Source organism: Kosakonia sp. YIM B13571 (assembly GCF_042788095.1).
GTDB classification, from domain to species: domain Bacteria; phylum Pseudomonadota; class Gammaproteobacteria; order Enterobacterales; family Enterobacteriaceae; genus Kosakonia; species Kosakonia quasisacchari.
The window spans coordinates 359,109-385,130 of sequence record NZ_JBHZPL010000003.1 but is presented as its reverse complement, the minus strand read 5'-3'; the positions used below and the strand labels follow the sequence as shown (position 1 = coordinate 385,130).

The window sequence follows — 26,022 nt, the reverse complement described above, 5'->3', positions numbered from 1 at the left end:
CGGAACTTTACATTTGCGAAAGGGAATTAAATTATGACTTAAAGCGCAATCTCCACAGTTAACGTATCGCTATACGTTCCCCCTGGTGTCGTGGCCTGCGAAGTCAGGATTTGCGCGGTGTCATTGTAGGTTCGCAGCAAGCCATCGCTGCTCACTTGCGATGGCACGCCGCTCGACCAGCGCTGCCGCAACGGTTAGTCGTTGTCCCTTTGTAAACCTCATCGCTGAGCCGGTTGCGACCGCAGACCATATTACGTGCTGCGTTATTCATATCGCCAATTGGAATTTGCAGAGACAAGGCAAGTGTCCACTCGCCTGCGGGTTGTCGCAACTCGCCGCCAGATAAACCCAACGCGGTAAAACCCATGGGGTATAATAAATTTATTGTTTTAAATCAATTTATTAGATAACAACAATCAACTGACTTATTAAGTCATCGAAAGATATATAACGTGATTTGCGATAAACATCACAATATATGGACAGGGGTAAAGAGAAGTCAGAAGATTTTATGAAATAGAAATTAAGCGGACATGAGAGATATATATTATCGCGGCAGAACAAGGGCGAAAATAAAGGCGTGAGAAGCAACTTCACCCGCCTTTATTATTACGCTACATGCGCGATTATTACGCTACGTGCGTGGCTGCCATATCCAGCAGCGCCATTTCATCGCTGTTGAGCAGTTTTTCAATATTTACCAGAATCAGCATACGGTCGCCGAGCGCGCCCAGGCCGGTCAGGTATTCTGTCGACAAGGTTACCGCGAATTCCGGAGCCGGACGGATCTGGTCAGATGCCAGCGACAGGACGTCGGAAACACCATCAACCACAATCCCTACCACGCGCTGACCGAGATTCAGCACGATAACGACCGTGTTTTCATCATACTCGACATCGCCCTGGCTGAACTTCACGCGCAGGTCGACAATCGGCACAATCACACCGCGCAGGTTGGTGACGCCTTTGATAAAGTCGGGGGTATTGGCGATTCGGGTCACCTGATCATAGCCACGAATTTCCTGCACTTTGAGAATATCGATTCCGTATTCTTCATCGCCCAGAGTGAAAACCAGGAACTCCTGACCTGATGGCTCGCCCGCCAGTTTTGCTACATTACTCATACCGGTCATGTTTTATACCTTCTTAACTAAATCAGGCGGCTGTGTGCGCCATACGATGTTCACGATTCAATCCCTGCAACGCTGATACGTCAACGATCAGCGCAACGCTACCATCCCCAAGGATAGTGGCAGCAGAAATGCCCGGCACTTTGCGATAGTTGCTTTCCAGGTTTTTCACCACCACTTGATGCTGACCAATCAGTTGATCCACCAGCAATGCATAGCGACGACCCGCGCTTTGCAGAATAACGACAATCCCCTGCGTGGCCTCGGTTTTTGCGCCCATAACGTCAAAGACTTTCCACAGTTCCACCAGCGGCAGATATTCACCGCGCACTTCCAGCACGCGCTCACCGCCGGCCAGCGGATGCAGGTCTTCTTCGCGCGGTTGCAGCGATTCCATCACCGCGTTCAACGGCAGGATAAAGACCTCGTTGTTCACTTTTACTGACATGCCGTCAAGGATCGCCAGCGTCAGCGGCAGCAGAATACGAATGGTCGTGCCAGTGCCCTGCCTGGATTTGATTTCAACGTGGCCGCCCATCTCCTGGATGTTACGTTTCACCACGTCCATGCCCACGCCGCGTCCGGAAACGTCCGTCACCTGCTCAGCAGTCGAGAAGCCCGGGGCGAAAATCAGCATGCCCACATCTTCATCGGTCATGTTCTCGTTCACAGCCATCCCCTGCGAAATCGCTTTCGCCAGGATACGCTCACGGTTCAGACCTGCGCCATCGTCGGTCACTTCAATACAGATGTTCCCGCCCTGGTGTTCCGCCGACAGAATCAGGTTACCGATAGGCGACTTCCCTGCTTCCACACGTTTTTGCGGCGTTTCAATACCGTGGTCGAGGCTGTTACGCACCAGGTGCGTTAACGGGTCAATAATACGTTCGATCAAGCTCTTATCAAGTTCGGTTGAGCTGCCTTGCAGCGTCAGTTCTACTTGTTTATCAAGCTTGCTCGCCAGATCGCGAACCAGGCGCGGGAAGCGGCTGAAGACGTATTCCATCGGCATCATACGGATGGACATCACCGATTCCTGCAGGTCGCGGGCGTTGCGTTGCAGCTGGCTCATGCTGGTTATCAGGTCACCGTGAGTTACCGGATCCAGCTCGTTAGAGCGCTGTGCCAGCATCGACTGGGTAATAACCAGTTCACCGACCAGGTTGATCAATTGGTCAACTTTTTCGACCGCAACACGGATACTGGTCGATTCGCTGGCGCGGGCTGCCGGTTTCTCACGACCTGCCGGTTGCTCTTTCGCCACCGCTTTCAGCGCTGGTGCCGCAGCCGGAGCCGCTTGCACCGCCGGGACAGCCGTTGTTGCCGACGCGTCAGCCACTTCAACCGGGATTTCGACCTCAGCGTCTGTCGCCGCGGGTGCCGGGGCTGCTTTTTCGAAAGCGATTTGATCCGCTTCGATAACAAAGCACAGCACCGCGATAATGTCGTCTTCGCCCACGCCGCCGTCGATGGTCACGCTCAGGGTATCTTTCCCCTTCACGACATCGCTCAGCGTGCCGAGGTTGCTCAGCTCTTCTTCGAGTAAGTCAACTTCGCTCTCTTTCAGGCGTGAAAGGACGATTCGCAGTTTGCCGTCGTTTTCAGCGGCGGGCGCTGTCGCATCAGAGGCCAGCGCAGCTGTCTCTACAACAGAGAGTTTCGCACCATTCGCAGCAGCAACGGCCTCTCCTTTTGCCTCCAGCGCTAACTGGCGCAGGGCATTACAGATGTATTCGAAGCTTGCGGCATCTGGCTCTGACGAGCTTTTATAGGCATCGAGCTGTTCCTGCATAATATCTTTGGTTTCCAAAAACAGGTTGATAATGTCGGTGTTTAGCTGCATCTCGCCACGCCGAGCCTCATCAAGCAGGTTTTCCATCAGGTGGGTTGTTTCCTGCAAGATGGTAAAGCCAAATGTCCCCGCACCGCCTTTAATAGAGTGTGCAGCACGGAAGATGGCGTTGAGCTGTTCTGAATCCGGCGCTTCCGGCACCAGGTCCAATAAATGTTGTTCCATATCGGCCAACAGTTCGTCGGCCTCATCAAAGAATGTTTGGTAAAAATCACTAATATCCATGCTCACGCTATCACCTCGGATTGGCTTGTGGCGACGTAGGAACTGCTGCCGGAGACGAGGCTGCTGGCGCGGGTGCTGCCGCTGCCGCTGGCTCTGGCTGTGTAATCGCGCTTATTGGCGCACTCTGACTTTCGGCGTTCTCATGCAGAATGGCCGCTTCTGCTTGTTTGTTCAGCACCAAAAGACTAATTCGACGGTTGATGGCTTCATCCGGGCCGCGATTGACCAGGCGCATGGTTGCCGCCATGCCAACGACGCGCATCACTTTGCCATCATCCAGGCCACCGGCAACCAGCTCACGGCGCGACGCGTTGGCGCGATCGGCGGAAAGCTCCCAGTTGCTGTACCCTTTATCGCCGTTAGCGTAAGGGGCATCATCGGTGTGACCGGAGAGGCTCACTTTGTTCGGAATGCCATTCAGTACTGGCGCAATCGCCCGTAAAATATCGCGCATATAAGGTTCGACTTCCGCGCTGCCGGTTTTAAACATCGGCCGGTTCTGGCTATCGATAATCTGTATGCGCAACCCTTCCTGCACCAGGTCGATTTTCAAATGCGGGCGCAATGCGCGCAGTTTGGGATCGGCTTCAATTAACTGGTCCAGATCGCCGCGCAATTTACTCAAGCGCGACTGCTCCATGCGTTTTTTCAGGTCGTCAATATTGGGCTGTTTTTGTACTTCGCCCTGTTGCTGTGTGTAGTCATCGCCACCGCCCGGAATGGGGCTGTCGCTGTTCGAAATTCTCTGCCCACCGGTGACCGCAGTTGCCAACGGCGTGCGGAAATACTCCGCGATCTGGATAAGCTCTTTCGGGCTTGAGATGGATATAAGCCACATGACCAGGAAAAATGCCATCATCGCCGTCATAAAGTCGGCATAGGCGATTTTCCAGGAGCCATGCGCGCCGCCACCGTGGCCTTTATGTTTTTTTCGTCTAACGACGACGATTGGATGGGACTGGTTTTTCATGCGTCCTCAGTCGTCGTCTGTTGGTTAGGGTTTCTGACCGCACGAACATGTTCGTCCAGCTCGATAAACGACGGACGCTCGCTGGAGTAAAGTGTTTTACGACCAAACTCAACCGCGATCGGCGGCGCATAACCGTTCAGGTTCGACAGCAGGGTTATCTTCACACACTGCATCATCTTGGCGGTTTCCGCACTCTTCTGGCGAAGCACGCTTGCCAGCGGAGAGATAAAACCATACGCCAACAAAATACCGAGGAAAGTTCCCACCATCGCATGCGCAATCAGCGCACCCAACTCCGCCGCCGGACGATCCGCCGAGGCCAGCGCATGTACCACACCCATTACCGCCGCCACGATACCGAACGCAGGAAGTGAGTCACCGACCATTGCCAGTGCGTTCGCCGGGACTTCGGCTTCACTTTCGTGGGTTTCAATCTCTTCATCCATCAGCGCTTCAATTTCGAAGGTATTCATATTGCCGCTGATGATAAGTCGCAGATAATCCACGATAAATTCAAGCATCGTCGCATCCGCAAGAATGCGCGGGTAGCTGGCGAAAATCTCGCTTTCTTTCGGGTTTTCAATATCCCGTTCCAGCGAGAACATGCCTTGCTGACGTGATTTCGCCATCAGGCGATACAGCAGCGCCAGCAAGTCCATATACATACTTTTGGTGTACTTCGAACGGCGAAACAGCAAAGGCATTGCTTTCAGCGTTCCTTTGATAGCTTTACCGTTGTTGCCAACAATGAATGCACCTATCCCCGCGCCCCCGATGATGAGCAGTTCAGACGGTTGATAAAGTGCCCCAAGTTCTCCGCCGGTCATCATATAACCGCCAAAGACTGCACCAAGAACAACCAGGTAACCTAATACGATAAGCACGACATCATCCTTCTGCTAATGACTAAGGCTCGGGATAAACATTTCAAAGGGTTAACGCGAGTAACAGGCAAAAAAAAGCAGCGGCATAACTGCACCGCTGCTGGAGTGTTTCCACCTGTATTCGGTTAAACAGCCTGATCGATCTGTTCATCCAGCAGTTGTGGAATAATATCGGCAGCATCCTGGGAAAGTTTACGTCTTTTTACCGCGCGGGACGGCGGCTGGCATAAACTGCAGGCAAAGCTACCAACAGGCTGATGTGCGTGAGTAATAAAATTACCACCACAGCAATTACAGTGTGACAACTCCAGCATTCCGCTTTCCACGAAGCGAACCAACGTCCAGGCACGAGTAAGCGCCAGTAACGGGGTTTCCTCAGCATGAGGGCATTGTTCGAGGTAAAGTCGGTATGCTTTGATGACTGCGTCAACGCCACTGCAAAGGCCTGTTTTCAACAAAAATTGCCATGCGTTACAGAACATAGACGCGTGGATGTTTTGTTCCCAGGTCATAAACCAGTCGGTGGAGAATGGCAGCATACCTTTCGGCGGCGGGCTACCACGCAACTCTTTGTAGAGTTTGATAAGACGACCGCGGCTAAGCTGCGTCTCACTCTCCAACATTTGTAAACGCGCACCCAGCGTAATCAGTTCCATTGCTAACTGAATGTCGCGAGCTTCCTGAACAATGCTTTTTTCGCCCATCTTTATGCCCTTTTCTTCCTGGCCGCGTCGCCAGTCTGTGAAGACTCATTCAGCAGGCGGGTTGAAAGTAAAATCCCGGTGTGAACTTGCTGTAAATCGTCCACGCGTGATTCTTGGGTCAGACGAGTGATAGTCTGATGATTGTCAAAACGGAACTGGCAAATCAGCTGATTGGTTTCAGCCAATTTCACCATTTGCGGAAGGGTTAACTCAACCAGTGTCGTCGCCATCTCTTCATTAATACCGAGACGGAACATTGCGGACGCTTTGTCCTGGCTGATCAAACGCTGAGCAAGAAGTAAATACGACAAATTAATGTCATAAACATGTTTCAGCAACTCGGATGTATGCATTTTTCCCATCCCGAATAACCAACTTGTATCTTATGCGGCTAAGCCGCACCCCGTGATGTCGCCGGGAAAAAACCCGGTATAAAAAAGAAAGGCTAAATGCATAACTGACTAGGATCTTGCGATAAGGCGCTTCGCTCAAATGTTAATTGCCTTACAACGTTCTTAATCATTTCTTACAAAGAACTAAGATTTTTCCTAATTCGACGCAACTGTACTCGTAGGTGCTGCCACATACAATCTGACCAGTGCGGAAATTTGAAATTTTTGTGATCCACGTCACATAATTTACCCGAATATGGACAATAAATCTATCAGTCTCGCTTGTGAATTGATGTTTTTTTGCGCGATCAACCCCTTTTTCTATTCCAATTGCCCGAATAGGCATGCAAAACGCGCTCTTACCTACGTTAACTGGTCGGAGGATTAGGATGCTGCCCTATTTACATTTGACAATATGTATCTACTGAAGAAACAAAGCTAAAAAGTGATATAAAACAATATATTATGTTTTAAGTAAAGTTAATTAATCACCCAAAGCAACCATTGCAGTTTTGTTAATCAACATGGTCGATAATTTAACAATTCGATCTTAAATTCTCTTAATTTTAGTTAAGCTTTTAAAATCGATTAAGGTGATTAAAGCGCGACCAGAGCGTTACGTAAGAATAATTAATGAATATTTATGATAACCTTCACATCCATGCCATATTCACAGGTTGCACTGGTTTAAGAATCGGAGTAATGGTGAGAAAAATTTGATTCAAATCGGGGAGTGAAAATGGCTTATGCACATCTTTTGGTCGCCGTAGCCGTTACGCCAGAGAGCCAACAATTGCTGGCAAAAGCGGTCGATATTGCCCGCCCTTCCAGTGCCCGCATTACCCTTATTACCTTAGCCGCCGACCCGGAACTGTATAACCAGCTTGCAGCACCAATGATGGAAAACGTCCGAGATGTCCTGCTGGAAGAGACACAACAGTTTCTTGATGAACTGGTTCGTAACGCGAATTATCCCATCGAACAGGCGCTGATTGCCTCCGGCGAGCTAAGTAAGCATATTCTGCATACCTGTCGCACCCAGGATGTCGATTTAGTGGTGTGTGGTAATCATAATCAGACGTTCTTCTCGCGCGCCGTCTGCTCGGCGAAAAGTATTGTCCAGTCCAGCGAAGTGGATGTGCTGTTGGTGCCTTTACATGAGTAAAACGCTCCCGACAGATGCGGGAGCGTTCGTTACGTCAGGCTAGCTTTGGAAAGGTCGCCACTTTGCTTTGTAGCTGGCTTTGTACGCTACGTGGCGTGATGCGCTTTAAATCGCTGATAAACCTCTGCTGCCAGCGATGGATATCATTCTCCTTGATAACTTTGAGCATCTCCGCATGGCGCGAAATACGCTCCGCCAGCGGCATCCTTAATGCCCTGTCCATCGCCGCCGCGACATCATCGCGATCGTAAGGGTTGACGATCAACGCCGATGTCAGTTCGTTCGCCGCACCGGCAAACTGAGAAAGAATTAACACCCCCGGATTTTCAGGATCCTGAGCCGCCACGTACTCTTTCGCCACCAGGTTCATACCGTCGCGCAGCGGTGTCACCAACCCGACTTCCGCATAGCGAAATACCTTCATCAACACTTTGCGATCAAAATGCTGGTTGAGGTAATAAAGCGGCGTCCAGCCAAGCTGACCGTATTTGCCATTGATGCGCCCGGCTTCTGTTTCCAGTTGATGACGAATATCCTGGTAGGCCTGCACTTCGCCACGCGAGGTGGGCGCTATCTGCGTATAACGGATCTTACCGTGGTGCTGAGGGAACTTCTCAAGCAGGGTTTCATATGCCAGGAAGCGTTCCGGCAAGCCTTTGGAGTAATCCAGACGCTCCACCGAGAAGATGTTTTTCACATTCTTCAGTTCATTTTTCAACTGCGCCAGTTTGGTCGGTAATGGCCCGGCGGCTTGTTGCGCGATTTCTTGTGGCTCAATACCGATTGGGTAGACTTCCGTGCGGAAGGTTTTGCCCCAGGCAACATGCTCTTTCCCACTGCGGGTGGTTAGCCTTGTTTGCATCGACAAGCTATCGAGGAAGGCCAGGCGATCGCTTTCAGTCTGGAAGCCCAGCAAGTCGTAATCACACAGTTGCTCAAGCAACTCAGCGTGCGGCGGCAAGGCATTGAAAATTTCCGGGGTCGGGAAAGGAATATGCAGGAAGAAGCCGATCTGGTTGTTAACGCCGCGCTTACGCAGCTCGCTGGCGAACGGCAACAGATGGTAATCATGGATCCACAGAATGTCGTCTTCTTTAATCAGCGGCAGCAGCTTGTCTGCCAGCAACGCATTGACATCCTGGTAGCCTTCCCAGGCTTCCCGCTGGAACTTAACCAAATCCAGACGATAGTGGAAAGCGGGCCACAACACCCCATTCGAAAACTGCGAATAATATTGATCGTAATGCTCTTCACTGAGGTTAAACGAGGCCCAGGTAATATTCCCCTTCGTGACCTTTTTTAGCGGTTTATCTTCGTCACCGGTCTCTCCGCTCCAGCCAAACCACAGCCCACCGGTCGCTTTTAGCGCCCCGAGGATCCCTACAGCCAGCCCGCCAGCACTGGATTTTTTATCATCAGGCGGAGCAATACGATTAGATACTACGACTAAGCGACTCATAGCCATCTCTCCTGTTTGTTAGCGCCCGTTGTTCTTGTTGTTGATGGTCGACAAGTTTTTCAAGCCATTGATAGACATCATTTACGCCAGCCAGACGCCACCTTGCCTGTGTTGCGCCCGGGCCGACTTTTATCGATATGCCGCCAAGTTTGTTAACGGCTTTAAACCCATGTTCGTCAGTCAGATCATCGCCAAGAAACACCGGTTTCTTGCCGAGAAAGGGCGGCGTTTGCATAAAAGCTTCAATAGCTGCGCCTTTATGAATGCCCGTGGGTTTCAGCTCTACCACGCATTTTCCCGGCTGCATCGCCAGTTGCGGGTAGTGTGAGATAAGCGATTTTGCCAGGGCAAAGACCGCATCTTCATGTTGCGGAGCCTGGCGATAATGCAGTGCAAATGCCATCCCTTTAGTTTCAAGTTCAACGCCGGTAAGCGAGGCAATCCCATGCCGAAGTTCACGCTCCAGCGGTTGCAAAACCGCCTCCGGTAACGTCATTCGTTCGGTTCGACCATTGATATCGCGGCGCTCCGCCCCATGTACCCCGGCAAGCGGGAAACAATACGGTTTGGCGAGCTGTTCCAGCTCAGCAATTGAACGCCCTGAAATCAATGCCAACGCCCTGTCATTTAGCTCAGCAAGCAATGAAAGTCTGGTCAGCACATTTTCAGGGATAAAAACATCATCCGGGTGCGGTTTGATCTCCGCGAGGGTGCCATCCAAATCGAAAAAAAAGGCAAAATTACCGGAAGTGAGAGGCGGTATCGATAGTGCGTCTTCCACCCTGGTTTCCTCCTTACAGTGTTAGATGAGAGCCGTTTTTCACAAACGTCTCATTATCATTAGCCATGTAAGTATAGACAGTGTGACGCTGCTCGCCATTTTAAACATGACTTACCAGCCGGATTAGCGGCTGGTAAGGTCTGGAGTTAAACTAATAGGTTGTGTGCGAAATTTAAGCAATAAGCATCAAACAGTACGTTTGGCTTTTTGTTTATAGCGGTCGAAAATCACCGCCGCCAGCAGGATCAAACCGCGCACAACGTATTGTGAGAAGGGAGAGATATTCAGCAGGTTCATCGCGTTTTCCACGGTACCCAGAATCAAGATACCGGCCACAACGTAGGAAATTTTACCAATCCCACCTTTCAGCGACACGCCCCCCAGCACGCAGGCTGAAATAACAATCAGCTCATAACCGATCGAGGTCATTGGCTGCCCGCTGGTCATACGTGAAGCAAGAATAATCCCCGCCGCTGCTGACACAAGGCCTGAGAGCACAAAGATAATGATCTTGGTTCTGACCACTGGCACACCCGCCAGCCTTGCTGCCTCTTCGTTACCGCCAATTGCCAGCGTATTACGGCCAAAGGTGGTTTTATTAAGCAGGAAGCCAAAAATAATCAAGCAACCGACCGTCAGCCAGATAGGCGCAGGCAACCCAAGCCAGTTAGCATAGCCGAGCGTGAAGAAGCGCTCATCTTCAATCCCCACCGCTTTACCATCAGAGATGATATAGGCCAACCCGCGCACAATCTGCATTGTTGCCAGCGTGGTTATCAGAGCGTTGATTTTCAAACGCGCAATGACAAAGCCGTTAATAAACCCGCTCACCACACCGAGTAGCAACCCGGCAAATACCCCAATCCACAGGCTTTCGCTGAGGTTGATGACTACCGCCGTGGTCACCCCGGCGCAGGCAATCACAGACGCGACAGAGAGGTCGAAATCGCCGGACGCCAGGCAAAAAAGCATACCGCAGGCCACCATGCCGGACATGGAAATTGCCAGCCCCAGTCCTTTCATATTGACGAAAGAGGCAAAGTTCGGCACGAAAACAGCGCAACCAATGAACAGTGCGGCGAACACCACCAGCATGCCGAACTGATCCCAGATGCGCCCGAAGCTGAACGCCGACTTCGGCGCACGGGACGTAGTTAAAGATGACATCGTATTCTCCTTACTCAGGCGACAGCCTGGCTCACTTTCGGCATCGCAAGGCTCAGCGCCTGCTGTTCATCGCCCTGACCGTGTAACAACTCACCGGCTATTTCGCCTTCACGCATCACCACTATACGGTCGGCGACGCCGAGGACTTCCGGCAAATCACTGGAAGCAAACAGCACCGCCACACCACGTGCCGCCAGCGCATAAATCACGTTGTAGATTTCATGTTTCGCCCCGACGTCAATCCCACGCGTAGGCTCATCGAGCAGGATCACCTTCATCTCTTCCGACAACCAACGCCCGAGAATGGCTTTCTGCTGGTTACCGCCGGAAAGATTCATAATCAGCTGATCCGCCCCCGGCGTTTTGATATTGAGCGAGCGAATATGGTGTTCGGCGTTTTCGCTCTCCCAGCCATTATTGATGAGACACCCTGCGCGAATGTATTTGCGCCGGGCGCTGATATTGATGTTCTCCTGCACCGAGTGAACCGGGATAATGCCTTCGGCTTTGCGATCCTCCGGGCATAGCATCATGCCAGCACGGATCGCGTGAGCGGGTTTGTGGATATTGACCAGCTCGCCATCGATAAACACCTGCCCTTCGGTAATTTGCGTTGCGCCAAACAGCCCTTTCATCAACTCACTGCGACCGGCACCGACGAGGCCAAACAGGCCGACAATTTCCCCGCTGCGCACGCTCAGGCTAATCGGCGTGCGTACGCCCGGCGCTTTCACCTGCTCCAGGCGCAGACGTTGCTCGCCATATTCGCGCGGCTGCCAGCCGTAAATATCGCCCAGCTCGCGCCCGACCATTGCCTTCACCAGTTGGTCATGGTTCACCTGCTGCATATCGGCAAAAGTACGCACATAGCGGCCATCTTTAAACACCGTAATGGCATCACTCAGGGCAAATATCTCCTCCATACGGTGGGAGACATAAAGGATGACGCGCCCCTCTTTACGCAGCTCGCGGATCACGCGAAACAGGTTGTCGATTTCACGCGCCGAAAGGGAACTGGTGGGTTCATCGAAGGCAATAACTTTGGCGTTACGCGCCAGCGCCTTGGCAATTTCCACCATCTGCCATTGGCCGATGGAGAGGTATTTCAGCGGTGTTTGTGGGTCTATATCCAGCCCCAGATGCTTAAGCTGCAAACCCGCTTCATAATTGAGCAGTGAACGGTTCACAATGCCGCCTTTATGCGGCAACTGGCCCAGGTAGATGTTCTCGGCGACGGTCATTTCCGGCACCAGATGCAGCTCCTGGTAAATAATGGCTACTCCAGCGTTCAGCGCGGCGGTCGTATCGGCAAAGGAGACCTCTTCTCCTTTTATTGCCAGCGTACCGGTCGTCGGCGCGTAGTTGCCGCTGAGGATTTTGAGTAGCGTTGATTTACCGGCACCGTTCTCACCCATCAAGGCGTGAACCTGCCCGGCATAACAATCAAAACTGATCTCGCTGAGCGCTTTCACACCGGGGAAAGACTTACCGATGCCGCGAAACGAGAGGTAAGGAGTAGACTGTTGCATAACGTCTCCGCAAAACAGTTCATTGTACGTCTGGCTCCCCGCAGATGCGGGGAGCGCAACCAACAGAGAATTACAGTCCTTTTTTCGCCAGCTCTTCTTTGAAGTTATCGCGGGTGATCAACACCACATCCGTAACGGCGGTGAATTTTGGCGGTTCCACACCTTTGGTCACCCAGTTGTACAGCAGCTCACTGGTTTTATAGCCGTGAACGTCCGGGCTTGGCAGCAGAGAACCAAAGAAGCCCGTCGCTTGCGCTTTGGACAGCTCGCTCACCGCATCCACGCCGTTAATGCCGATACCGATAACGTCCGCCGCTTTAAAGCCTTGACCTTCCGTAGCACGCACGCCACCAAGCACGGTGTTGTCATTCATGCCCAGCACCAGCCAGTGTTTGACTTCCGGATGCTGTACCAGCAGGGAGTTGCCGGCATCAAACGCACCGGGGATATCGTTCGATTTTGTCGGTACCTGGTAGATCTGTTTTTCCGGGAAACCGGCTTTTTTCAGCGCGTCCATGGAGCCGGTAGTGCGGCGGCGAGCAGTATCCAGCTCATTGGCGGTAATTGCCATCACGCCGGTCTGTTTCACATCCCAGCCACGTTTTTGCATCTCTTTGTACAACTCATCGCCCTGACGCGCGCCAATCTCACTCGCCGCCATCATCACTAACGGCACCGACGTCATTGGCTCACCTTTGGCGTTAACGAACTGGTCGTCCACGGTGATGACTTTCATATCGTAGCCGCGGGCTTTGGCCACAATTGCAGAACCCAGTTTTGGATCGGGAGTACAAATAACAAAACCTTTCGCCCCGCTTGCCGCCAGGCTATCAATGGCGTTCAGGGTTTTCTCACCGTCGGGAACGGCGATTTTGATCACTTCAAAACCTAAATCTTTGCCTGCCTTGTCGGCGAACCGCCACTCCGTCTGGAACCAGGGCTCCTCCGGCTGTTTAACCAGAAACCCGAGCTTCATGGTTTCAGCGATAGCGGATTGTGACATAACGGCAGCCAGGCCGATGGCCGCCAACGCTTTAGTGAATTTGTGCATGGTAAACTCCAGCTTTAGCATTCTTTTATGTAGGGAAAACAACTCATAAGTTTTTTTAAAAGTTCATAAAACAAGGCATTAGAGTCCATACGCCCCTGGAGCTCTGTGCTGGAAATAGTTTTAGCGGGAAATTGATTCTCCATAGGAGAGCGGCATCACACGGCAGAATTACAGTAATTCCGTACATAAATTCAGCGATTTATCACATAAAATCAGCCGTTTTTGTCTGACAAATAGAAAGGGCGAAAGCTGAATAATCCATAACGTCAGCCAGCTTATCCTTGTGCCCGGATACAGAGCGTACCCGGGCGGAAAAATCACCAGCTATAGTAGATATGCTCGGCGTGATCTCGCGCCGCAATTTCGTTTCCTTGCAGCCGCGCGGCTATTGTTAAGGCAAAATCGAAAGCCAACCCCAGACCTTTGCCGCTGATCAGGTTGCCATCTTCCACGACCGGTGCATCAACATATTCACCGTCGCGCACGTTTTCATATAAATCGCCGGAGCAAACATAGCGGCGACCTTTCAGTAAGCCGTTAGCGCCCAGCACGCGCGCGGCGGCCGAACAGATTGGGCAAATGAATTTCCCAGCGGCGTCATGGTGTTCAACAAATTGCAGCACCGCCGGGTTGGCGGCGAGATTGACGCTACCCTGCGGACCGCCGGGCAGTACGATGGCGTCATACAGCGTATGCTGCCGCTCGGCTAGCGTACTGTCTGCCACCATGGGGATATTGTGATAGCTGACCACCGCGCGGGACTCCGCGCAGGCCAGCGTTTCGACCTCTATCTGCAAGCGGCGCAGAATATCAATGGTGATAATCGCTTCCGCCTCTTCAAAACCGGGGGCCAACAACACCGCCACTTTTTTCATTCCCGACTCCTTCTGGTCAAGGTTGGTTGAATTCAGTGGCTTTATTGTTGATCAAAACAACGTTTCAAAATCCCCGCTGTGTCACAGACCGACAGGCGCAACACAGCAAGAATAAATCAGTGCGCTTCGCCCTGCGGGGTGAATTTCAGTTCAATTAAGGCAATGGCTTTTTGGATAGCGCGGCGCGTTACCGGATCGGCAGCTGCCGGATGGGTGGAAAAATCGATGCTTTTTAATTGATTCGCCATTTTCTCACGCACTTCAACTGGCGCGATAACGTCGATAACATCGAGAATTTGTTTAATGACCAGTTGGCAGGCCACGACATCCGAGACCAGCTCTTGATCAGCCGAAAGATTTTGCGACATATGAGGCTCCTTTAATGGTGGGCGTCATAGTAGCGGTAAATGCCGGGTAAGAGTAGTTTTGCGCCCTTGTTCCTGCGGATTTTGGGCATAAAAAAACCTGCGCGTGGCAGGTTTTTTTATCATCAGAACATAGCGCCTGGCGGTACGTCTTTGAAAGTTTTGCAATAGGTTTCAAACATATGCTTCAGGATTTTACGCAGTTTCATCTTTTACTCCAGCGATTTGTTATGCAGGTGTTACGTCTCAATGCACATATAATATGACGCGCATCACAAAAAGCAAGTTCAATGTGACAGGAATCACGTTTCAAAAATCAAAAATGCAGTAGCTTTGTTAAAAATTCACATGTGAATCCTGCAGTTAGCGCTATAAAACATTTTTTAGCTCCTTCAATTATTTTTTAAATGGCAGCCCCACAATGCGTGAAAGCACCCTTTCGCGAAAGACAGGAGGTCTTTCTCCCGCTGCGCTACTGGTAGCCGGCGCTTTCTTTATGGAGTTTATCGACGGTACGGTGATCGCCACGGCGTTGCCGGATATGGCAAAAACCTTTGGCGTGGAAGCCGTTGCGCTCAATATTGGTATTAGCGCGTATTTGATAACGCTTGCAGTGCTGATCCCCGCCAGCGGCTGGATTGCCGATCGCTTTGGCGCGCGCAACGTCTTCTCGCTGGCGCTGGCTATTTTTACCCTCGCCTCGGTGCTTTGCGGGCTTTCGACCAGCGTTGATATGTTTGTCTCAATGCGGATTTTACAAGGCATCGGTGGTGCGTTAATGGTGCCGGTCGGCCGCCTTGCGGTGCTGCGCACCACACCGAAACATCAATTAATCACGGCCATCGCCACGCTGACCTGGCCCGCGCTGGTCGCACCCATTATCGGCCCGCCGCTCGGCGGTTTTATTACCCACTATGCCGACTGGCGCTGGATCTTCTTTATTAATGTGCCGTTGGGCCTGCTGGCGATTGCGTTGGCGTTACGCATTATCCCTAATATTCGTGAAGAGGAACGCCGCCCGTTTGATCTGCCCGGTTTTATCGCTACCGCAGTCGCGATGGTCAGCCTGGTGTATGCACTGGAAGCGGTGGGTTCTGAACATCCGCAAGGCGCATTAACCCTGGGTTTGTTGGTGCTCGGCGCGACAATGCTTATTTTTACTTTGCGCCATTTCAGGCGAGCAAAATGGCCGATGATCCGCCTCGATGCGATGAAAGTGCCGACATTTCGCGTGACTATGTACGGCGGTTCCCTGTTTCGCGCCTCAATTAGCGCCGTGCCATTTCTGCTGCCGCTGCTGTTTCAGGTAGGATTCGGCTTGGATCCGTTCCACGCCGGGTTGTTAGTGCTGGCGGTGTTTGCCGGTAACCTTTCCATCAAGCCTGCCACTACGCCGCTTATTCGCTGGCTGGGTTTCAAAAAGCTGCTGTTAATCAATGGCGCACTCAATGTGTTAGCGCTGCTGGCCTGCGCATTATTGACTCCGCATACACCGGTGTGGCTGACATTTGTGATCCTCTATCTCGGCGGCGTGTTCCGTTCGGTACAGTTCACCGGCGTCAGCACGCTGGCGTTTGCCGATGTACCGTCGCCGCAAATGAGTTATGCCAATACGTTATTCAGCACGGCGACACAATTAGCAGTGGGCTTAGGCATCACGCTGGGTGCAATTGGTATTCGAATTGGTGAGCATCTCAGTACGTGGTTACATATAACCGCCGTTGAGGGGATCAGCTTTCGACTGGCGTTTGTGTTTATTGCGCTGATTTGTCTGGTAGGCATGTTTGATACGCTGCGGCTAACGAAGGATGCGGGTAGCGCCGTGTCGCGTAAACAGAAAGCCTGATGCAGGAAAGGAAAAAGAAGAGAGCCGCAACAGACGTTGCGGCTTTTTATTATCAGGCGAGGACTTCGCGAACGAAGGCTTCAATCTCTTTGTTCTGGCAGTTTTCAAAGAAGCATTTCTGGAAACGCTCACCAGAAACGGCGGTTTTCACCAGTTCACGGTCGATCGCACGCAGTGTATCGAGATAGTTCTCTTTTACCACTGCCGCTTTGACCTGGTTCAGAATGCCCGCGTTGCGCACCTGCGGTTCTTTGCGCTCCGGCGGGTAACCTTCCCCTTTGCGGCCAGTAAAGGCTTTCTCAAAGATAAAGCGCACGTTCAGTTCTGCGCCCCAGCCAAAACCTTTCGCGAACGGCAGCGCCAGTGCGTTACCGTTGTTGATCTGAGCGAACAGGAAAGCATCCGCCGGATCGATACAGTAACCGCACACCACACCCGGGTGGATATTCAGTGACATCAGCGCGCCCTGGCCAGTGCCACAGCCGGTTACCACGAAATCCACTGCTTTGGCATTCAGCAAAATACTGGCCATAATACCAAGGTGGATATAGGTCAGATGGTGGTCGTTCTCATCGCTCATCCCGACGTTAAATACCGGGAAATCTTTCTCATCGGCAACCGTCTTCAGCTCTTTGAGGATGATGGCGTTTTTCGCCGCCTGGCTGTTTTCCATCATCAGTGCAATTTTCATTTTAGATCTCCTGTGACATGCTTCAGATAGCAAAGGTTGGCTAAACCTTACTACCTGACAAACATACTTTCAAATTTAATGAAAAATGGTTTTAAAAATCAGAAGCAGGCTCACAGTTTTTGCTCTTCGCGCAGTGCCGTCGCGATTAGTAGAGGCTGTTCGGCGGGTTATTCTGTCGATTGCCTGCAAATCAACGCGATAAGATGAGATCATGCCAAAATGAAACAGAGTGATTTCATGAAGAGAATCGTTGTAGCCGCCTCGCTGCTCCTGCTCGCGGGATGCTCGATGACGAAAGAAGCGGAAGTCAGTAGCGTGGATACCATCAGCGGTCTGGTGCGCCTGAGCTATAACCAGTCGATGATGCAAACCGCCAAGTATGATAACTACACCGCGCAGGGGACTGCTAATAAACAGTGCCAGCAGATGGGTTACGCCACCGCAGTGCCTTACGGTCAGCCGGTGCAAACCTGTAGCCTGATTAGCGGCTCGGTCTGTATGAATACGAAAGTGACTATTCAATACCAGTGTCGTGGTGTGGCTTTTACACAAACCAAACCGACCTGGTAAATTCTTAAGCCAGTATAATTCTACTGGCTTCTCTTTTTATTAAAGATAAAAACAATTCTCATTTATTTAATTAATTCCTGGCAATGCGTGTTATTCTCATTCTCTTCTTAATATATTTATTTTTTATTTTACCTTTTGCAAATAATTAAATAACAAATTATAGTGAGCGCACCTTTCGCCTGATAATTATATTTATGGAGCCGCGCCATGTTAAAAGCAGAGATGATCGAAAAATTAAATGAACAAATGAATCTGGAACTGTTTTCTTCACTGCTCTATCAGCAGATGAGCGCCTGGTGCAGCTACCATAGTTTTGAAGGTGCGGCCGCGTTTCTGCGTCGCCACGCGCAGGAAGAGATGACACATATGCAGCGCCTGTTTGATTACCTGACTGACACTGGCAGCTTGCCACGTATCAATACCATTGAATCGCCGGTAGCTGATTATGCTTCGCTTGATGTTCTATTCCGCGCAACGTACGAGCATGAACAGCTGATCACGCAGAAAATTAACGAACTGGCGCATGTCGCGATGACCACTCAGGATTATCCAACATTTAATTTCCTGCAATGGTATGTGGCGGAACAACATGAAGAAGAAAAACTGTTTAAATCAGTGATTGATAAATTAACACTGGCAGGTAAAAGCGGTGAAGGTCTCTATTTCATCGATAAAGAGCTGGCGACGCTGGACACGCAAAACTAATATTACGGGCGGTAAAGAACATTCTTTACCGCCTTTTTATTAATGCTTGCAAATTTTACTTTCGTGAGTAGAAAAACCCTCTTCCGCCGGAATAAACTTTCCACGTGATGCCAGAAACGCGACCAGTTCAGCCGCCGTCATTCCTTCAGCTGAGCAGGTATGAAAACGCGCCGCTTCGCCAAACCGATGAATAATTGCCGCCGTCAGGCTCTCGTTTGAATAGCGCTCACCTGTTTCAATCATCATATTCAACACTTCATGACCGTGAATGGATGTCATAGATCCTCCCCAAAAGATGCATCATAAACTCAACATTTCATGCGGGCGTTGCGTTAAAACAGGTTTACATGCATCCGGCACAGCTGGTGCATCGCCAGTCCTGCTTATTCACGGCATGGTAAAAGTAGCGATAATTTGTCGTTTCCAGCGGAATGTCATTTTCGAAAAACAGATCGGTCAGCCAGTCGACGTTATCAATAATCCACTCATCTTCCGGCAGCCCCTGGACAAAGGTTTCATCATCCGGGTCAATGATCGAATAGATTGCCCACGTTCCCATATCTTTTTCCTGCCGGGGCTCTGGCAACGTTATCTCTACCCCTTGCCAGCTAATTTTCCAGTGACCGTGACAAAGCAGGTTTCCGCTGCGCGACCATCGTGCTGTAAAGGGATTAGTACCCGGCATTGTCAAACCTCAATATTTTTAAAAACTTATAATATTTTTTAAGTTACGCCGGATTGTCGCGTAAAAACACGCTCCTGATGAAGTGGGCAAATCCGGCAATTTCTCTGTGCAACGGCCCGAAGAGTCACATTTGTAAAGAAATAAATACAGTGCATGTAACGGTTGTTTGACGAAATCACTGAATTGTCTTACTCTGCGCCGCATCTTGAGCTGTCAGTGCGTTTTATTACAGAGGAAAGCGTGAAGAATCGAACACTTGGTAGTGTTTTTATCGTCGCCGGAACAACCATCGGCGCGGGAATGCTGGCAATGCCGCTGGCAGCGGCAGGCGTAGGTTTTGCGACCACTTTTGTTTTACTTTTCGCCTTATGGGCAGTGATGTGTTACACCGCCCTTCTTCTGCTGGAGGTTTATCAGCATGTTCCGGCAGATACCGGGCTTGGATCGCTGGCCCGACGTTATCTGGGGAAATATGGTCAGTGGGTGACAAGCTTTAGCATGATGTTTTTGATGTATGCGCTGACGGCGGCATATATCAGCGGCGCAGGCGAATTGCTAGCCGCAAGCATCAGTGCGTGGCTTAACATTTCGCTTTCGCCCATCACTGGCGTGTTGCTGTTCACTCTCGTTGCCGGTGGCGTCGTGTGCGCAGGAACCTCCCTGGTCGATCTGTTTAACCGTTTTCTGTTCAGCGCCAAACTCTTGTTTCTGATAGTGATGCTGGCGCTGCTGATGCCACATATTCATAAGGCTAATTTGCTGACCATGCCGCTGGAAAAAGGTCTGGCGCTGTCTGCTATTCCAGTCATTTTTACCTCATTTGGTTTTCACGGCAGCGTACCAAGCATCGTCAGTTATATGGGCGGAAATATTCGTAAACTGCGCAGAGTGTTTATCACTGGCAGCGCCATCCCGCTGGTGACCTATATTTTCTGGCAATTGGCGACGCTTGGCAGTATTGATTCCTCAACGTTCATCGGACTGCTGGCCAGCCAGGCTGGGCTTAACGGTCTGTTGCAGGCATTACGCGAGGTAGTGGCGTCGCCACATGTTGAGTTAGCGGTACATCTGTTTGCCGACCTCGCGCTTGCGACCTCTTTCCTTGGCGTATCGCTCGGTCTTTTTGATTACCTTGCCGATTTGTTCCAGCGCCGCAACAATGTCGCAGGACGTTTACAGACAGGAGTCGTCACTTTTCTGCCGCCGCTGGCGTTCGCGCTGTTTTATCCACGTGGGTTCGTAATGGCGTTGGGTTACGCCGGCGTTGCACTTTCCGTACTGGCGCTGTTATTGCCTTCAATGCTGGCATGGCAAAGCCGCAAGCATCATCCGCAAAGCAGTTATCGCGTACTCGGCGGCAAACCGGTGCTGTGTCTGATTTTTGCCTGCGGTATCGCGATTATTGGCATTCAATTCTCTATTGTCGCCGGGTTGTTGCCGGAAGTCGGTTAATTACCGTCATCAGGTGTGAGTGCTGGCTTGTTCAATGTACATGCTCACACCGCCCTTCCCCTCGTTAATCGGTCAGCATCTTGCGCACTCCCCACGACGTTCTATACAGAAGCTTGCCATCGCACAAACACGGTGAAGCTTACTCGCACCAGCAAAAACACGGATTATATTGCCGCTTCGAAAGAAAGGTGAAATGAGAGCAGGAAATATAAGGACATAAAAACGCATCGCCAACGCAGAGAAACAACCGCAAGGTTTCAATAATTCCTGTGGTTTGTAGGGCAGCAATGCTCCCTTTATAAGGTGAAACCGAGTGGAGAACGAATGGTGAAGGCGGGGAAACAGGCATAAAAAAACCGCCTTGAAGGGCGGTTTCACGACACTGCTTATCATTGATTTTTTCTTTTTTCCCATGGTACCCGGAGCGGGACTTGAACCCGCACAGCGCGAACGCCGAGGGATTTTAAATCCCTTGTGTCTACCGATTCCACCATCCGGGCTCGGGAAGGAAATTGGAGGCGCGTTCCGGAGTCGAACCGGACTAGACGGATTTGCAATCCGCTACATAACCGCTTTGCTAACGCGCCTGAATACTACAGGTTTTGCAACCCCCACCCGCTAATATAGCCGATGCTTTAAACTGGAGCGGGAAACGAGACTCGAACTCGCGACCCCGACCTTGGCAAGGTCGTGCTCTACCAACTGAGCTATTCCCGCATTATCAAGTTCTGTTCTAATCACTTGATTTTACTATCATCTGGCGAGTTATGCCGCCTTCCGATGCGTTGCATTCTACTTACCTGACGCACTGAGTCAACGATATTTTTCAAAACCCAGATCGTTTGCTGAAAATTGCGACGAAACGATCACGGTTCAAGCAGATCGCCACGCGCAGCGTTGAGGTATTGCAACATTGACCATAGCGTTAACACTGCGGCAACAAAAAACAGCGCAATGCCGGCATATTCAACCCAGATATTCGGACGCCAGAGGAGCCATACCAGCGCGACCATCTGCGAAGTGGTTTTGACTTTACCAATCCACGAAACGGCCACACGGCTGCGCTTACCCATTTCCGCCATCCATTCACGCAGCGCGGAAATAATGATCTCTCGTGCGATCATCGTTGCCGCAGGCAGCGTCACCCACCAGCTGTGATAGTGCTCGGCGACCAGCACCATCGCAATCGCGACCAGCACTTTGTCAGCAACAGGATCGAGGAAGGCACCAAAACGGGTGCTTTGATTCCAGCGACGCGCCAGAAAACCGTCAAACCAGTCGGTTATCGCAGCACAACAGAAAATCAGTGCACAAACAAACGGTGCCCACGGAAAGGGAAGATAAAACGCCAGCACGAAAAACGGGATCAGGATGACGCGAAATAGGGTAAGCAACGTAGGGATATTAAATCGCATAGTGGCGTTAACTGTCTGTTGTCCGTAAATATTCGCTCTATGGTGCTACAGAGCCCTTAATGTTTCAACGAGTAGTAGATCTTTTCTGCCAGTCCTTGCGAGATCCCCGGCACTTTTGAGATTTCATCAATACTTGCATTGAGTAAACCTTGTAAACCACCCATGTATTTTAACAACATCTGGCGTCGCTTCGGCCCGACGCCTTCAATGGTTTCCAGTGAACTGGTGTTTTTCACCTTCGCGCGTTTTTTGCGATGTCCGCTGATGGCGTGATCGTGTGACTCATCGCGAATATGCTGGATAACGTGCAGCGCTGGCGAGTCCGGCGGCAGGCTAAAACCCTCCCCTTCCGGCTCGAAGAACAACGTCTCCAGACCCGCTTTGCGATCGGCCCCTTTCGCCACGCCCAGCAGCAAAGGTTTATTTTTATCCCACGCCACATCCAGTTCGGCAAAAACGGCTTTCGCCTGCCCTAACTGCCCTTTACCACCATCAATGAGGATCACATCCGGGATTTTGCTCTCTTCGATCGCTTTACCGTAACGACGACGCAGCACCTGATTCATCGCTGCGTAATCATCACCCGGCGTGATTCCATTGATGTTGTAGCGTCGATACTCCGCCCGCAATGGCCCATTGGCATCAAATACAACGCATGATGCCACGGTTTGCTCACCCATCGTGTGGCTGATATCGAAACACTCCATGCGTTTCACTTCCGGCAGCTCAAGCACGCTGGCCAGTGCTGCAAGCCGCTGGTGAACCGTGGATTGCTGAGAAAGTTTAGTTGCCAACGCCGTGGCGGCATTAGTACGCGCCAGCTTAAGGTAACGCGCACGGTCACCGCGCGGTTTGGTTTGCACATTCACCCGCCGGCCAGCGAGTTCGGAAAGCGAGTCGCTCAGCAGAGTTTTATCGCTCAAGTTGAAATCGAGCAAAATTTCACTCGGCAAGGTACGCATCTGGCTACCCTGCAAATAGAACTGACCAACAAAGGTCTCTACCACTTCGCCAATCTCAGTCCCGCCCGGCACTTTCGGGAAATAGCTGCGACTGCCAAGCACTTTTCCCTGGCGGATAAACAACACATGTACGCAGGCCATTCCGGCATCAAAAGCCACGCCGATAACATCCAAATCATCGCCAGTATTAGAAACAAACTGTTTTTCCGTCACGCGGCGTACGGCCTGAATCTGGTCGCGGACACGCGCCGCTTCTTCAAACTCCAGCGCCTGGCTGGCTTTTTCCATACGAGCAATAAGCTGAGTCAGTACCTGGTCATCTTTACCAGCAAGAAAGAGACGCACATAGTCAACCTGCTGCGCATACTCCTCTTCGCTGACCAACCCGGCGACACACGGCCCAAGACAGCGGCCAATCTGGTATTGCAGGCAGGGGCGTGAACGGTTGCGATAGACACTGTTCTCGCACTGGCGAACAGGGAAAATTTTCTGCAGCAGCGCCAACGTCTCGCGCACGGCATAGCCGTTCGGGAAAGGCCCGAAGTACTCCCCTTTCGCATGCTTAGCGCCGCGATGCATGGAAAGACGAGGATGCGTATCGCCGCTGAGAAAAATAAACGGGTAAGATTTATCGTCACGCAGCAGCACGTTATACCGGGGCTGATAGAGCTTGATGTAGTTATGCTCAAGCAACAACGCTTCGGTTTCCGTATGGGTAACAGTGACATCAATCTGCTGGATCTGTGCAACCAGCGCTTCCGTTTTACGCGAGGCAAGGTTGCTGCGGAAATAGCTGGAAAGCCGTTTTTTCAGGTCTTTCGCTTTACCTACATAGATAACAGTTCCACCGGCATCATACATACGATAGACGCCGGGTTTACTGGTAACCGTTTTCAGAAATGCTTTCGAATCAAAAACTTCAGTCACTGACTTAATAACGTCTCCGCATTGCATAACCCGTGGCGAATAGCGAGATGCGTCAGTTCGACGTCACCGTGTATGTTCAATTTGCTGAACATCCGATAGCGGTAGCTATTCACCGTTTTGGGGCTCAGATGTAGCTGTTCTGAGATCTCATTGACCTTCTGGCCTTTGGTGATCATCAGCATAATCTGCAATTCACGTTCAGACAAACTGTCGAACGGCGAGTCCGTTTTTTCGGGTTCGATTTGGCTAAGCGCCATTTGCTGAGCAATGTCGGAAGCGATATAACGCTGACCAGACTGCACGGAGCGGATAGCGTTCACCATTTCCTGCGGCGCTGCACCTTTGCTGAGGTATCCTGCAGCTCCCGCCTGCATCACTTTCGCGGGCAGCGGGTTTTCCGTGTGGACAGTAAGCATAATCACTTTGGTATCAGCATTACCACGCGCGATTTTCCGCGTCGCTTCGAGGCCGCCGATACCAGGCATGTTCATATCCATCAGAACGACATCAACCGTATTAGCGCGACACCATTTAATGGCATCTTCACCACAGTTAACCTCGCCGATAACTTTTATGCCCTTAATGTCTTCAAGAATGCGTCGTATCCCTGCGCGCACCAGTTCATGGTCATCAACAAGTAGTACGTTGATCAATGGAGTATCTCCGGAATAGGGATAACGCGACAAAAGCCTAATTCAACGTATATTAACTTTTTTTCATCTAACAGTGAAAGGTTAAAAAACCCGTAACTTTCGATTTTGTTCGCGTTTTTGGAAATTAAGTTGTACAGAGCGTGGAAAGTTCCGCCATCTTTTCAAGCGCAGCGCTAAAAAAGTTTTAGCCCGCCTTTTCAAAAAGTTACTCGAAATTGTGTTTGCAGATATGACTATTAGCACGCTTCACATGTAACAACAATTAACTGCTACTAAACCTTGCTTAAACATATATTCTTCGACAATTAAAAACAGCACGGCTTATTACCGTCAGGTTTAATTTAATAAACTGAAAATAATGATCAAAAAACAACCACTGCTTTCTTTTGCCGTCATTATGGTATACTCCGCCGCTTTGACAGTGTCCGTCGCGCACCTGCGCGACACCGTAACGAGGAAAATAAATTGAGCACACCTGATTTTTCCACTGCTGATAATGCAAAGGAACTGGCGCTGGAAGTCTCCTGCCTGAAATCAATGATTACACTGATGCTGCAGGCGATGGGCCAGGCAGACGCAGGACGCGTTATCATCAAAATGGAAAAGCAAATCGAACAAATGGAAGACGACGCTCAGGCTGCGGTATTTTCCGGTACTGTTAAGCAAATTAAACAAGCCTATCGCCAGTAAATAATAACCGGCTGCCAAAAGAGATTTGTCAGCTGGCTATCTTTGCCGGGCAAAACAGAAGGGTTATTTAAATCATCCCTGTTGCCGCTGCGTAGCATGCGATCTGTGTTTTGTTCGGCGCGTTAAATTTCTTCTGCATATTTTTTTGATGAAAATTAACTGTGTTTTCGGATATGGATAAAATCATCGCAATCTCTGCAGATGTTTTACCTTCCGCTGTCCACTTGAGAATTTCACGTTCACGCTTACTGAATTTCATTTCAGGTGCCAGCACCATCTGATCTTCCAGACGAGTTAATGCCAGCAGGCTTAACTGCACCAATGTCTGCATGCGCAATTCAATTTCATCATCCGACATCATTTTGCCAAACAGGCTGGTGCGCGACACGGACAAAAAACCCATTGCATGATTCGGCAACATCAGGCACTGCGAAATACCTTTGCGCAATCCATGATCCCGCGCAGCATCCCACAAAACCATAGCATCGTGAAAGAGTTTGTCATTCCAGGGAAGATGTCCCTGAATGAAGTTTTCAGCCTTAAGCACCGGGTCAATAGCAAAGTAATTCTCTGCCTGATAATGCTGCATCCACGCTTGTGGATAAGAGCTTTCAACGCTCAACTTCGGCCGGGTAAAAGGCACCGGGTGGCGAACGCAAAGCGAAAAATAATCAAATTCCAGCAGCTGTGTCTGCCGCTGTAATTCGGAATAAACATCCTGGGCTGTTGTCATCTCCTGGAACCGCGACATCATGTCACGACGCCAGGTAAAGAATTCTATATCCTGCATACCGACCGGTAATACCCCTGGTTTTAATAATCATTATTTTGTATACAATAAGCTAACACATAAAACTTAATTATAAATATAAAATAT

General features: G+C 50.6%; 28 protein-coding genes and 3 tRNA genes. 6 read left to right on the top strand and 25 right to left on the bottom strand.

Annotation, left to right across the window (positions count from 1 at the left end):
• Positions 1–38 precede the first annotated feature (38 nt).
• From ACFX4O_RS10275 to flhD, 7 genes are all read right to left on the bottom strand, one after another.
• Positions 39–167: a hypothetical protein gene (locus ACFX4O_RS10275; protein ID WP_380208513.1), complete on the bottom strand. Its 129-nt coding sequence runs from the start codon at positions 165–167 to the stop codon at positions 39–41.
• Positions 168–629: 462 nt separating this feature from the next.
• Positions 630–1,133 carry a chemotaxis protein CheW gene (gene cheW / locus ACFX4O_RS10270; protein ID WP_131409512.1) on the bottom strand — a complete coding sequence of 168 codons (504 nt, stop codon included), beginning with the start codon at positions 1,131–1,133 and terminating at the stop codon, positions 630–632.
• Positions 1,134–1,155: 22 nt separating this feature from the next.
• Entirely contained in the window at positions 1,156–3,207 is a 2,052-nt protein-coding gene (gene cheA / locus ACFX4O_RS10265; protein ID WP_235855231.1) for a chemotaxis protein CheA, read from the bottom strand.
• 10 nt (positions 3,208–3,217) lie between these two features.
• On the bottom strand, positions 3,218–4,177 hold the full coding sequence (gene motB, locus ACFX4O_RS10260) for a flagellar motor protein MotB (RefSeq protein WP_131409508.1): 960 nt from the start codon (positions 4,175–4,177) through the stop codon (positions 3,218–3,220).
• Positions 4,174–5,061, bottom strand: a complete 888-nt coding sequence (gene motA, locus ACFX4O_RS10255) for a flagellar motor stator protein MotA (protein ID WP_380208510.1) — start codon at positions 5,059–5,061, stop codon at positions 4,174–4,176. Before motA ends, motB begins: the two co-directional genes overlap by 4 nt.
• Positions 5,062–5,186: 125 nt before the next feature.
• Positions 5,187–5,765, bottom strand: a complete 579-nt coding sequence (flhC, locus tag ACFX4O_RS10250; RefSeq protein ID WP_380208508.1) for a flagellar transcriptional regulator FlhC — start codon at positions 5,763–5,765, stop codon at positions 5,187–5,189.
• A 2-nt stretch (positions 5,766–5,767) separates the two neighbouring features.
• Positions 5,768–6,118 (bottom strand): flagellar transcriptional regulator FlhD, encoded by a 351-nt coding sequence (gene flhD, locus ACFX4O_RS10245; protein WP_017458320.1) that lies wholly within the window; start codon positions 6,116–6,118, stop codon positions 5,768–5,770.
• 778 nt (positions 6,119–6,896) lie between these two features.
• Between flhD and uspC the strand changes: the two genes are divergently transcribed.
• Positions 6,897–7,322 carry a universal stress protein UspC gene (uspC, locus tag ACFX4O_RS10240; protein ID WP_131409502.1) on the top strand — a complete coding sequence of 142 codons (426 nt, stop codon included), beginning with the start codon at positions 6,897–6,899 and terminating at the stop codon, positions 7,320–7,322.
• Positions 7,323–7,356: 34 nt separating this feature from the next.
• Here the strand turns inward: uspC and otsA are convergent, their stop codons facing one another.
• From otsA to azuC, 8 genes are all read right to left on the bottom strand, one after another.
• A complete protein-coding gene (gene otsA, locus ACFX4O_RS10235) occupies positions 7,357–8,781 on the bottom strand; it encodes an alpha,alpha-trehalose-phosphate synthase (protein WP_131409500.1) in 1,425 nt (474 codons plus the stop codon).
• Positions 8,756–9,562, bottom strand: a complete 807-nt coding sequence (gene otsB, locus ACFX4O_RS10230) for a trehalose-phosphatase (protein WP_380208505.1) — start codon at positions 9,560–9,562, stop codon at positions 8,756–8,758. The genes otsA and otsB overlap by 26 nt, the downstream gene beginning before the upstream one ends.
• Positions 9,563–9,748: 186 nt before the next feature.
• The gene (gene araH / locus ACFX4O_RS10225; protein WP_131409496.1) at positions 9,749–10,729 is read right to left on the bottom strand and encodes an L-arabinose ABC transporter permease AraH; all 981 of its coding nucleotides are present in this window, start codon (positions 10,727–10,729) and stop codon (positions 9,749–9,751) included.
• Positions 10,730–10,743: 14 nt separating this feature from the next.
• Positions 10,744–12,258: an L-arabinose ABC transporter ATP-binding protein AraG gene (gene araG / locus ACFX4O_RS10220; protein ID WP_380208502.1), complete on the bottom strand. Its 1,515-nt coding sequence runs from the start codon at positions 12,256–12,258 to the stop codon at positions 10,744–10,746.
• A 70-nt stretch (positions 12,259–12,328) separates the two neighbouring features.
• Positions 12,329–13,309, bottom strand: coding sequence for an arabinose ABC transporter substrate-binding protein (locus ACFX4O_RS10215; protein WP_131409492.1), 981 nt, complete (start codon positions 13,307–13,309; stop codon positions 12,329–12,331).
• A 317-nt stretch (positions 13,310–13,626) separates the two neighbouring features.
• Positions 13,627–14,184: a DJ-1 family glyoxalase III gene (locus tag ACFX4O_RS10210; protein WP_131409490.1), complete on the bottom strand. Its 558-nt coding sequence runs from the start codon at positions 14,182–14,184 to the stop codon at positions 13,627–13,629.
• A 116-nt stretch (positions 14,185–14,300) separates the two neighbouring features.
• Positions 14,301–14,552: a DUF2766 family protein gene (locus ACFX4O_RS10205; protein ID WP_017458328.1), complete on the bottom strand. Its 252-nt coding sequence runs from the start codon at positions 14,550–14,552 to the stop codon at positions 14,301–14,303.
• A 122-nt stretch (positions 14,553–14,674) separates the two neighbouring features.
• Positions 14,675–14,758 (bottom strand): stress response protein AzuC, encoded by an 84-nt coding sequence (gene azuC / locus ACFX4O_RS10200; protein WP_017458329.1) that lies wholly within the window; start codon positions 14,756–14,758, stop codon positions 14,675–14,677.
• Positions 14,759–14,970: 212 nt separating this feature from the next.
• Between azuC and ACFX4O_RS10195 the strand changes: the two genes are divergently transcribed.
• Positions 14,971–16,395, top strand: coding sequence for an MFS transporter (locus ACFX4O_RS10195; RefSeq protein ID WP_380208499.1), 1,425 nt, complete (start codon positions 14,971–14,973; stop codon positions 16,393–16,395).
• Between the two features lie 52 nt (positions 16,396–16,447).
• Here the strand turns inward: ACFX4O_RS10195 and ACFX4O_RS10190 are convergent, their stop codons facing one another.
• The gene (locus ACFX4O_RS10190) at positions 16,448–17,086 is read right to left on the bottom strand and encodes an RpiB/LacA/LacB family sugar-phosphate isomerase (RefSeq protein WP_017458331.1); all 639 of its coding nucleotides are present in this window, start codon (positions 17,084–17,086) and stop codon (positions 16,448–16,450) included.
• Positions 17,087–17,323: 237 nt separating this feature from the next.
• Between ACFX4O_RS10190 and yecR the strand changes: the two genes are divergently transcribed.
• Both yecR and ftnA read left to right on the top strand, forming a co-directional pair.
• A complete protein-coding gene (gene yecR / locus ACFX4O_RS10185) occupies positions 17,324–17,656 on the top strand; it encodes a YecR family lipoprotein (protein ID WP_165501904.1) in 333 nt (110 codons plus the stop codon).
• Positions 17,657–17,863: 207 nt separating this feature from the next.
• The gene (ftnA, locus tag ACFX4O_RS10180) at positions 17,864–18,361 is read left to right on the top strand and encodes a non-heme ferritin (protein ID WP_017458333.1); all 498 of its coding nucleotides are present in this window, start codon (positions 17,864–17,866) and stop codon (positions 18,359–18,361) included.
• Between the two features lie 39 nt (positions 18,362–18,400).
• On the opposite strand, the gene ACFX4O_RS10175 is transcribed toward ftnA, so the two are convergent.
• Positions 18,401–18,640, bottom strand: a complete 240-nt coding sequence (locus ACFX4O_RS10175; RefSeq protein WP_131409484.1) for a YecH family metal-binding protein — start codon at positions 18,638–18,640, stop codon at positions 18,401–18,403.
• A 64-nt stretch (positions 18,641–18,704) separates the two neighbouring features.
• Positions 18,705–19,046, bottom strand: a complete 342-nt coding sequence (locus ACFX4O_RS10170; RefSeq protein WP_131409482.1) for a hypothetical protein — start codon at positions 19,044–19,046, stop codon at positions 18,705–18,707.
• Between the two features lie 240 nt (positions 19,047–19,286).
• On the opposite strand from ACFX4O_RS10170, the gene tyrP reads away from it, so the two are divergent.
• Entirely contained in the window at positions 19,287–20,498 is a 1,212-nt protein-coding gene (gene tyrP, locus ACFX4O_RS10165) for a tyrosine transporter TyrP (protein ID WP_380208496.1), read from the top strand.
• Between the two features lie 413 nt (positions 20,499–20,911).
• On the opposite strand, the gene ACFX4O_RS10160 is transcribed toward tyrP, so the two are convergent.
• The 6 genes from ACFX4O_RS10160 to uvrY form a co-directional block, all read right to left on the bottom strand.
• A tRNA-Leu gene (locus ACFX4O_RS10160) sits at positions 20,912–20,998 on the bottom strand.
• A 13-nt stretch (positions 20,999–21,011) separates the two neighbouring features.
• Positions 21,012–21,085: transfer RNA gene (locus ACFX4O_RS10155), tRNA-Cys, on the bottom strand.
• 54 nt (positions 21,086–21,139) lie between these two features.
• Positions 21,140–21,215 (bottom strand) — tRNA-Gly (locus tag ACFX4O_RS10150).
• A gap of 149 nt (positions 21,216–21,364) precedes the next feature.
• Positions 21,365–21,913: a CDP-diacylglycerol--glycerol-3-phosphate 3-phosphatidyltransferase gene (gene pgsA, locus ACFX4O_RS10145; protein WP_380208494.1), complete on the bottom strand. Its 549-nt coding sequence runs from the start codon at positions 21,911–21,913 to the stop codon at positions 21,365–21,367.
• A 56-nt stretch (positions 21,914–21,969) separates the two neighbouring features.
• Positions 21,970–23,802 (bottom strand): excinuclease ABC subunit UvrC, encoded by a 1,833-nt coding sequence (gene uvrC / locus ACFX4O_RS10140; protein ID WP_380208492.1) that lies wholly within the window; start codon positions 23,800–23,802, stop codon positions 21,970–21,972.
• Positions 23,799–24,455 carry a UvrY/SirA/GacA family response regulator transcription factor gene (uvrY, locus tag ACFX4O_RS10135; protein ID WP_131409474.1) on the bottom strand — a complete coding sequence of 219 codons (657 nt, stop codon included), beginning with the start codon at positions 24,453–24,455 and terminating at the stop codon, positions 23,799–23,801. Before uvrY ends, uvrC begins: the two co-directional genes overlap by 4 nt.
• A 465-nt stretch (positions 24,456–24,920) precedes the next feature.
• Between uvrY and ACFX4O_RS10130 the strand changes: the two genes are divergently transcribed.
• Positions 24,921–25,145 carry a DUF2594 family protein gene (locus ACFX4O_RS10130; protein WP_131409472.1) on the top strand — a complete coding sequence of 75 codons (225 nt, stop codon included), beginning with the start codon at positions 24,921–24,923 and terminating at the stop codon, positions 25,143–25,145.
• 67 nt (positions 25,146–25,212) lie between these two features.
• Here ACFX4O_RS10130 and sdiA read toward each other — a convergent pair whose 3' ends face one another.
• Complete coding sequence (gene sdiA / locus ACFX4O_RS10125) at positions 25,213–25,935, bottom strand: transcriptional regulator SdiA (protein WP_131409470.1); 723 nt, start codon at positions 25,933–25,935, stop codon at positions 25,213–25,215.
• Positions 25,936–26,022 lie beyond the last annotated feature (87 nt).

Excerpts from the sequence above, each read along its gene's own strand:
- cheW (WP_131409512.1), bottom strand. The coding sequence starts at position 1,133 with ATGACCGGTATGAGTAATGTAGCAAAACTGGCGGGCGAGCCATCAGGT.
- cheA (WP_235855231.1), bottom strand. The coding sequence starts at position 3,207 with ATGGATATTAGTGATTTTTACCAAACATTCTTTGATGAGGCCGACGAA.
- motB (WP_131409508.1), bottom strand. The coding sequence starts at position 4,177 with ATGAAAAACCAGTCCCATCCAATCGTCGTCGTTAGACGAAAAAAACAT.
- flhC (WP_380208508.1), bottom strand. The coding sequence starts at position 5,765 with ATGGGCGAAAAAAGCATTGTTCAGGAAGCTCGCGACATTCAGTTAGCA.
- flhD (WP_017458320.1), bottom strand. The coding sequence starts at position 6,118 with ATGCATACATCCGAGTTGCTGAAACATGTTTATGACATTAATTTGTCG.
- uspC (WP_131409502.1), top strand. The coding sequence starts at position 6,897 with ATGGCTTATGCACATCTTTTGGTCGCCGTAGCCGTTACGCCAGAGAGC.
- otsA (WP_131409500.1), bottom strand. The coding sequence starts at position 8,781 with ATGAGTCGCTTAGTCGTAGTATCTAATCGTATTGCTCCGCCTGATGAT.
- araH (WP_131409496.1), bottom strand. The coding sequence starts at position 10,729 with ATGTCATCTTTAACTACGTCCCGTGCGCCGAAGTCGGCGTTCAGCTTC.
- araG (WP_380208502.1), bottom strand. The coding sequence starts at position 12,258 with ATGCAACAGTCTACTCCTTACCTCTCGTTTCGCGGCATCGGTAAGTCT.
- ACFX4O_RS10215 (WP_131409492.1), bottom strand. The coding sequence starts at position 13,309 with ATGCACAAATTCACTAAAGCGTTGGCGGCCATCGGCCTGGCTGCCGTT.
- ACFX4O_RS10210 (WP_131409490.1), bottom strand. The coding sequence starts at position 14,184 with ATGAAAAAAGTGGCGGTGTTGTTGGCCCCCGGTTTTGAAGAGGCGGAA.
- ACFX4O_RS10205 (WP_017458328.1), bottom strand. The coding sequence starts at position 14,552 with ATGTCGCAAAATCTTTCGGCTGATCAAGAGCTGGTCTCGGATGTCGTG.
- azuC (WP_017458329.1), bottom strand. The coding sequence starts at position 14,758 with ATGAAACTGCGTAAAATCCTGAAGCATATGTTTGAAACCTATTGCAAA.
- ACFX4O_RS10195 (WP_380208499.1), top strand. The coding sequence starts at position 14,971 with ATGCGTGAAAGCACCCTTTCGCGAAAGACAGGAGGTCTTTCTCCCGCT.
- ACFX4O_RS10190 (WP_017458331.1), bottom strand. The coding sequence starts at position 17,086 with ATGAAAATTGCACTGATGATGGAAAACAGCCAGGCGGCGAAAAACGCC.
- yecR (WP_165501904.1), top strand. The coding sequence starts at position 17,324 with ATGAAGAGAATCGTTGTAGCCGCCTCGCTGCTCCTGCTCGCGGGATGC.
- ftnA (WP_017458333.1), top strand. The coding sequence starts at position 17,864 with ATGTTAAAAGCAGAGATGATCGAAAAATTAAATGAACAAATGAATCTG.
- ACFX4O_RS10175 (WP_131409484.1), bottom strand. The coding sequence starts at position 18,640 with ATGACATCCATTCACGGTCATGAAGTGTTGAATATGATGATTGAAACA.
- ACFX4O_RS10170 (WP_131409482.1), bottom strand. The coding sequence starts at position 19,046 with ATGCCGGGTACTAATCCCTTTACAGCACGATGGTCGCGCAGCGGAAAC.
- pgsA (WP_380208494.1), bottom strand. The coding sequence starts at position 21,913 with ATGCGATTTAATATCCCTACGTTGCTTACCCTATTTCGCGTCATCCTG.
- sdiA (WP_131409470.1), bottom strand. The coding sequence starts at position 25,935 with ATGCAGGATATAGAATTCTTTACCTGGCGTCGTGACATGATGTCGCGG.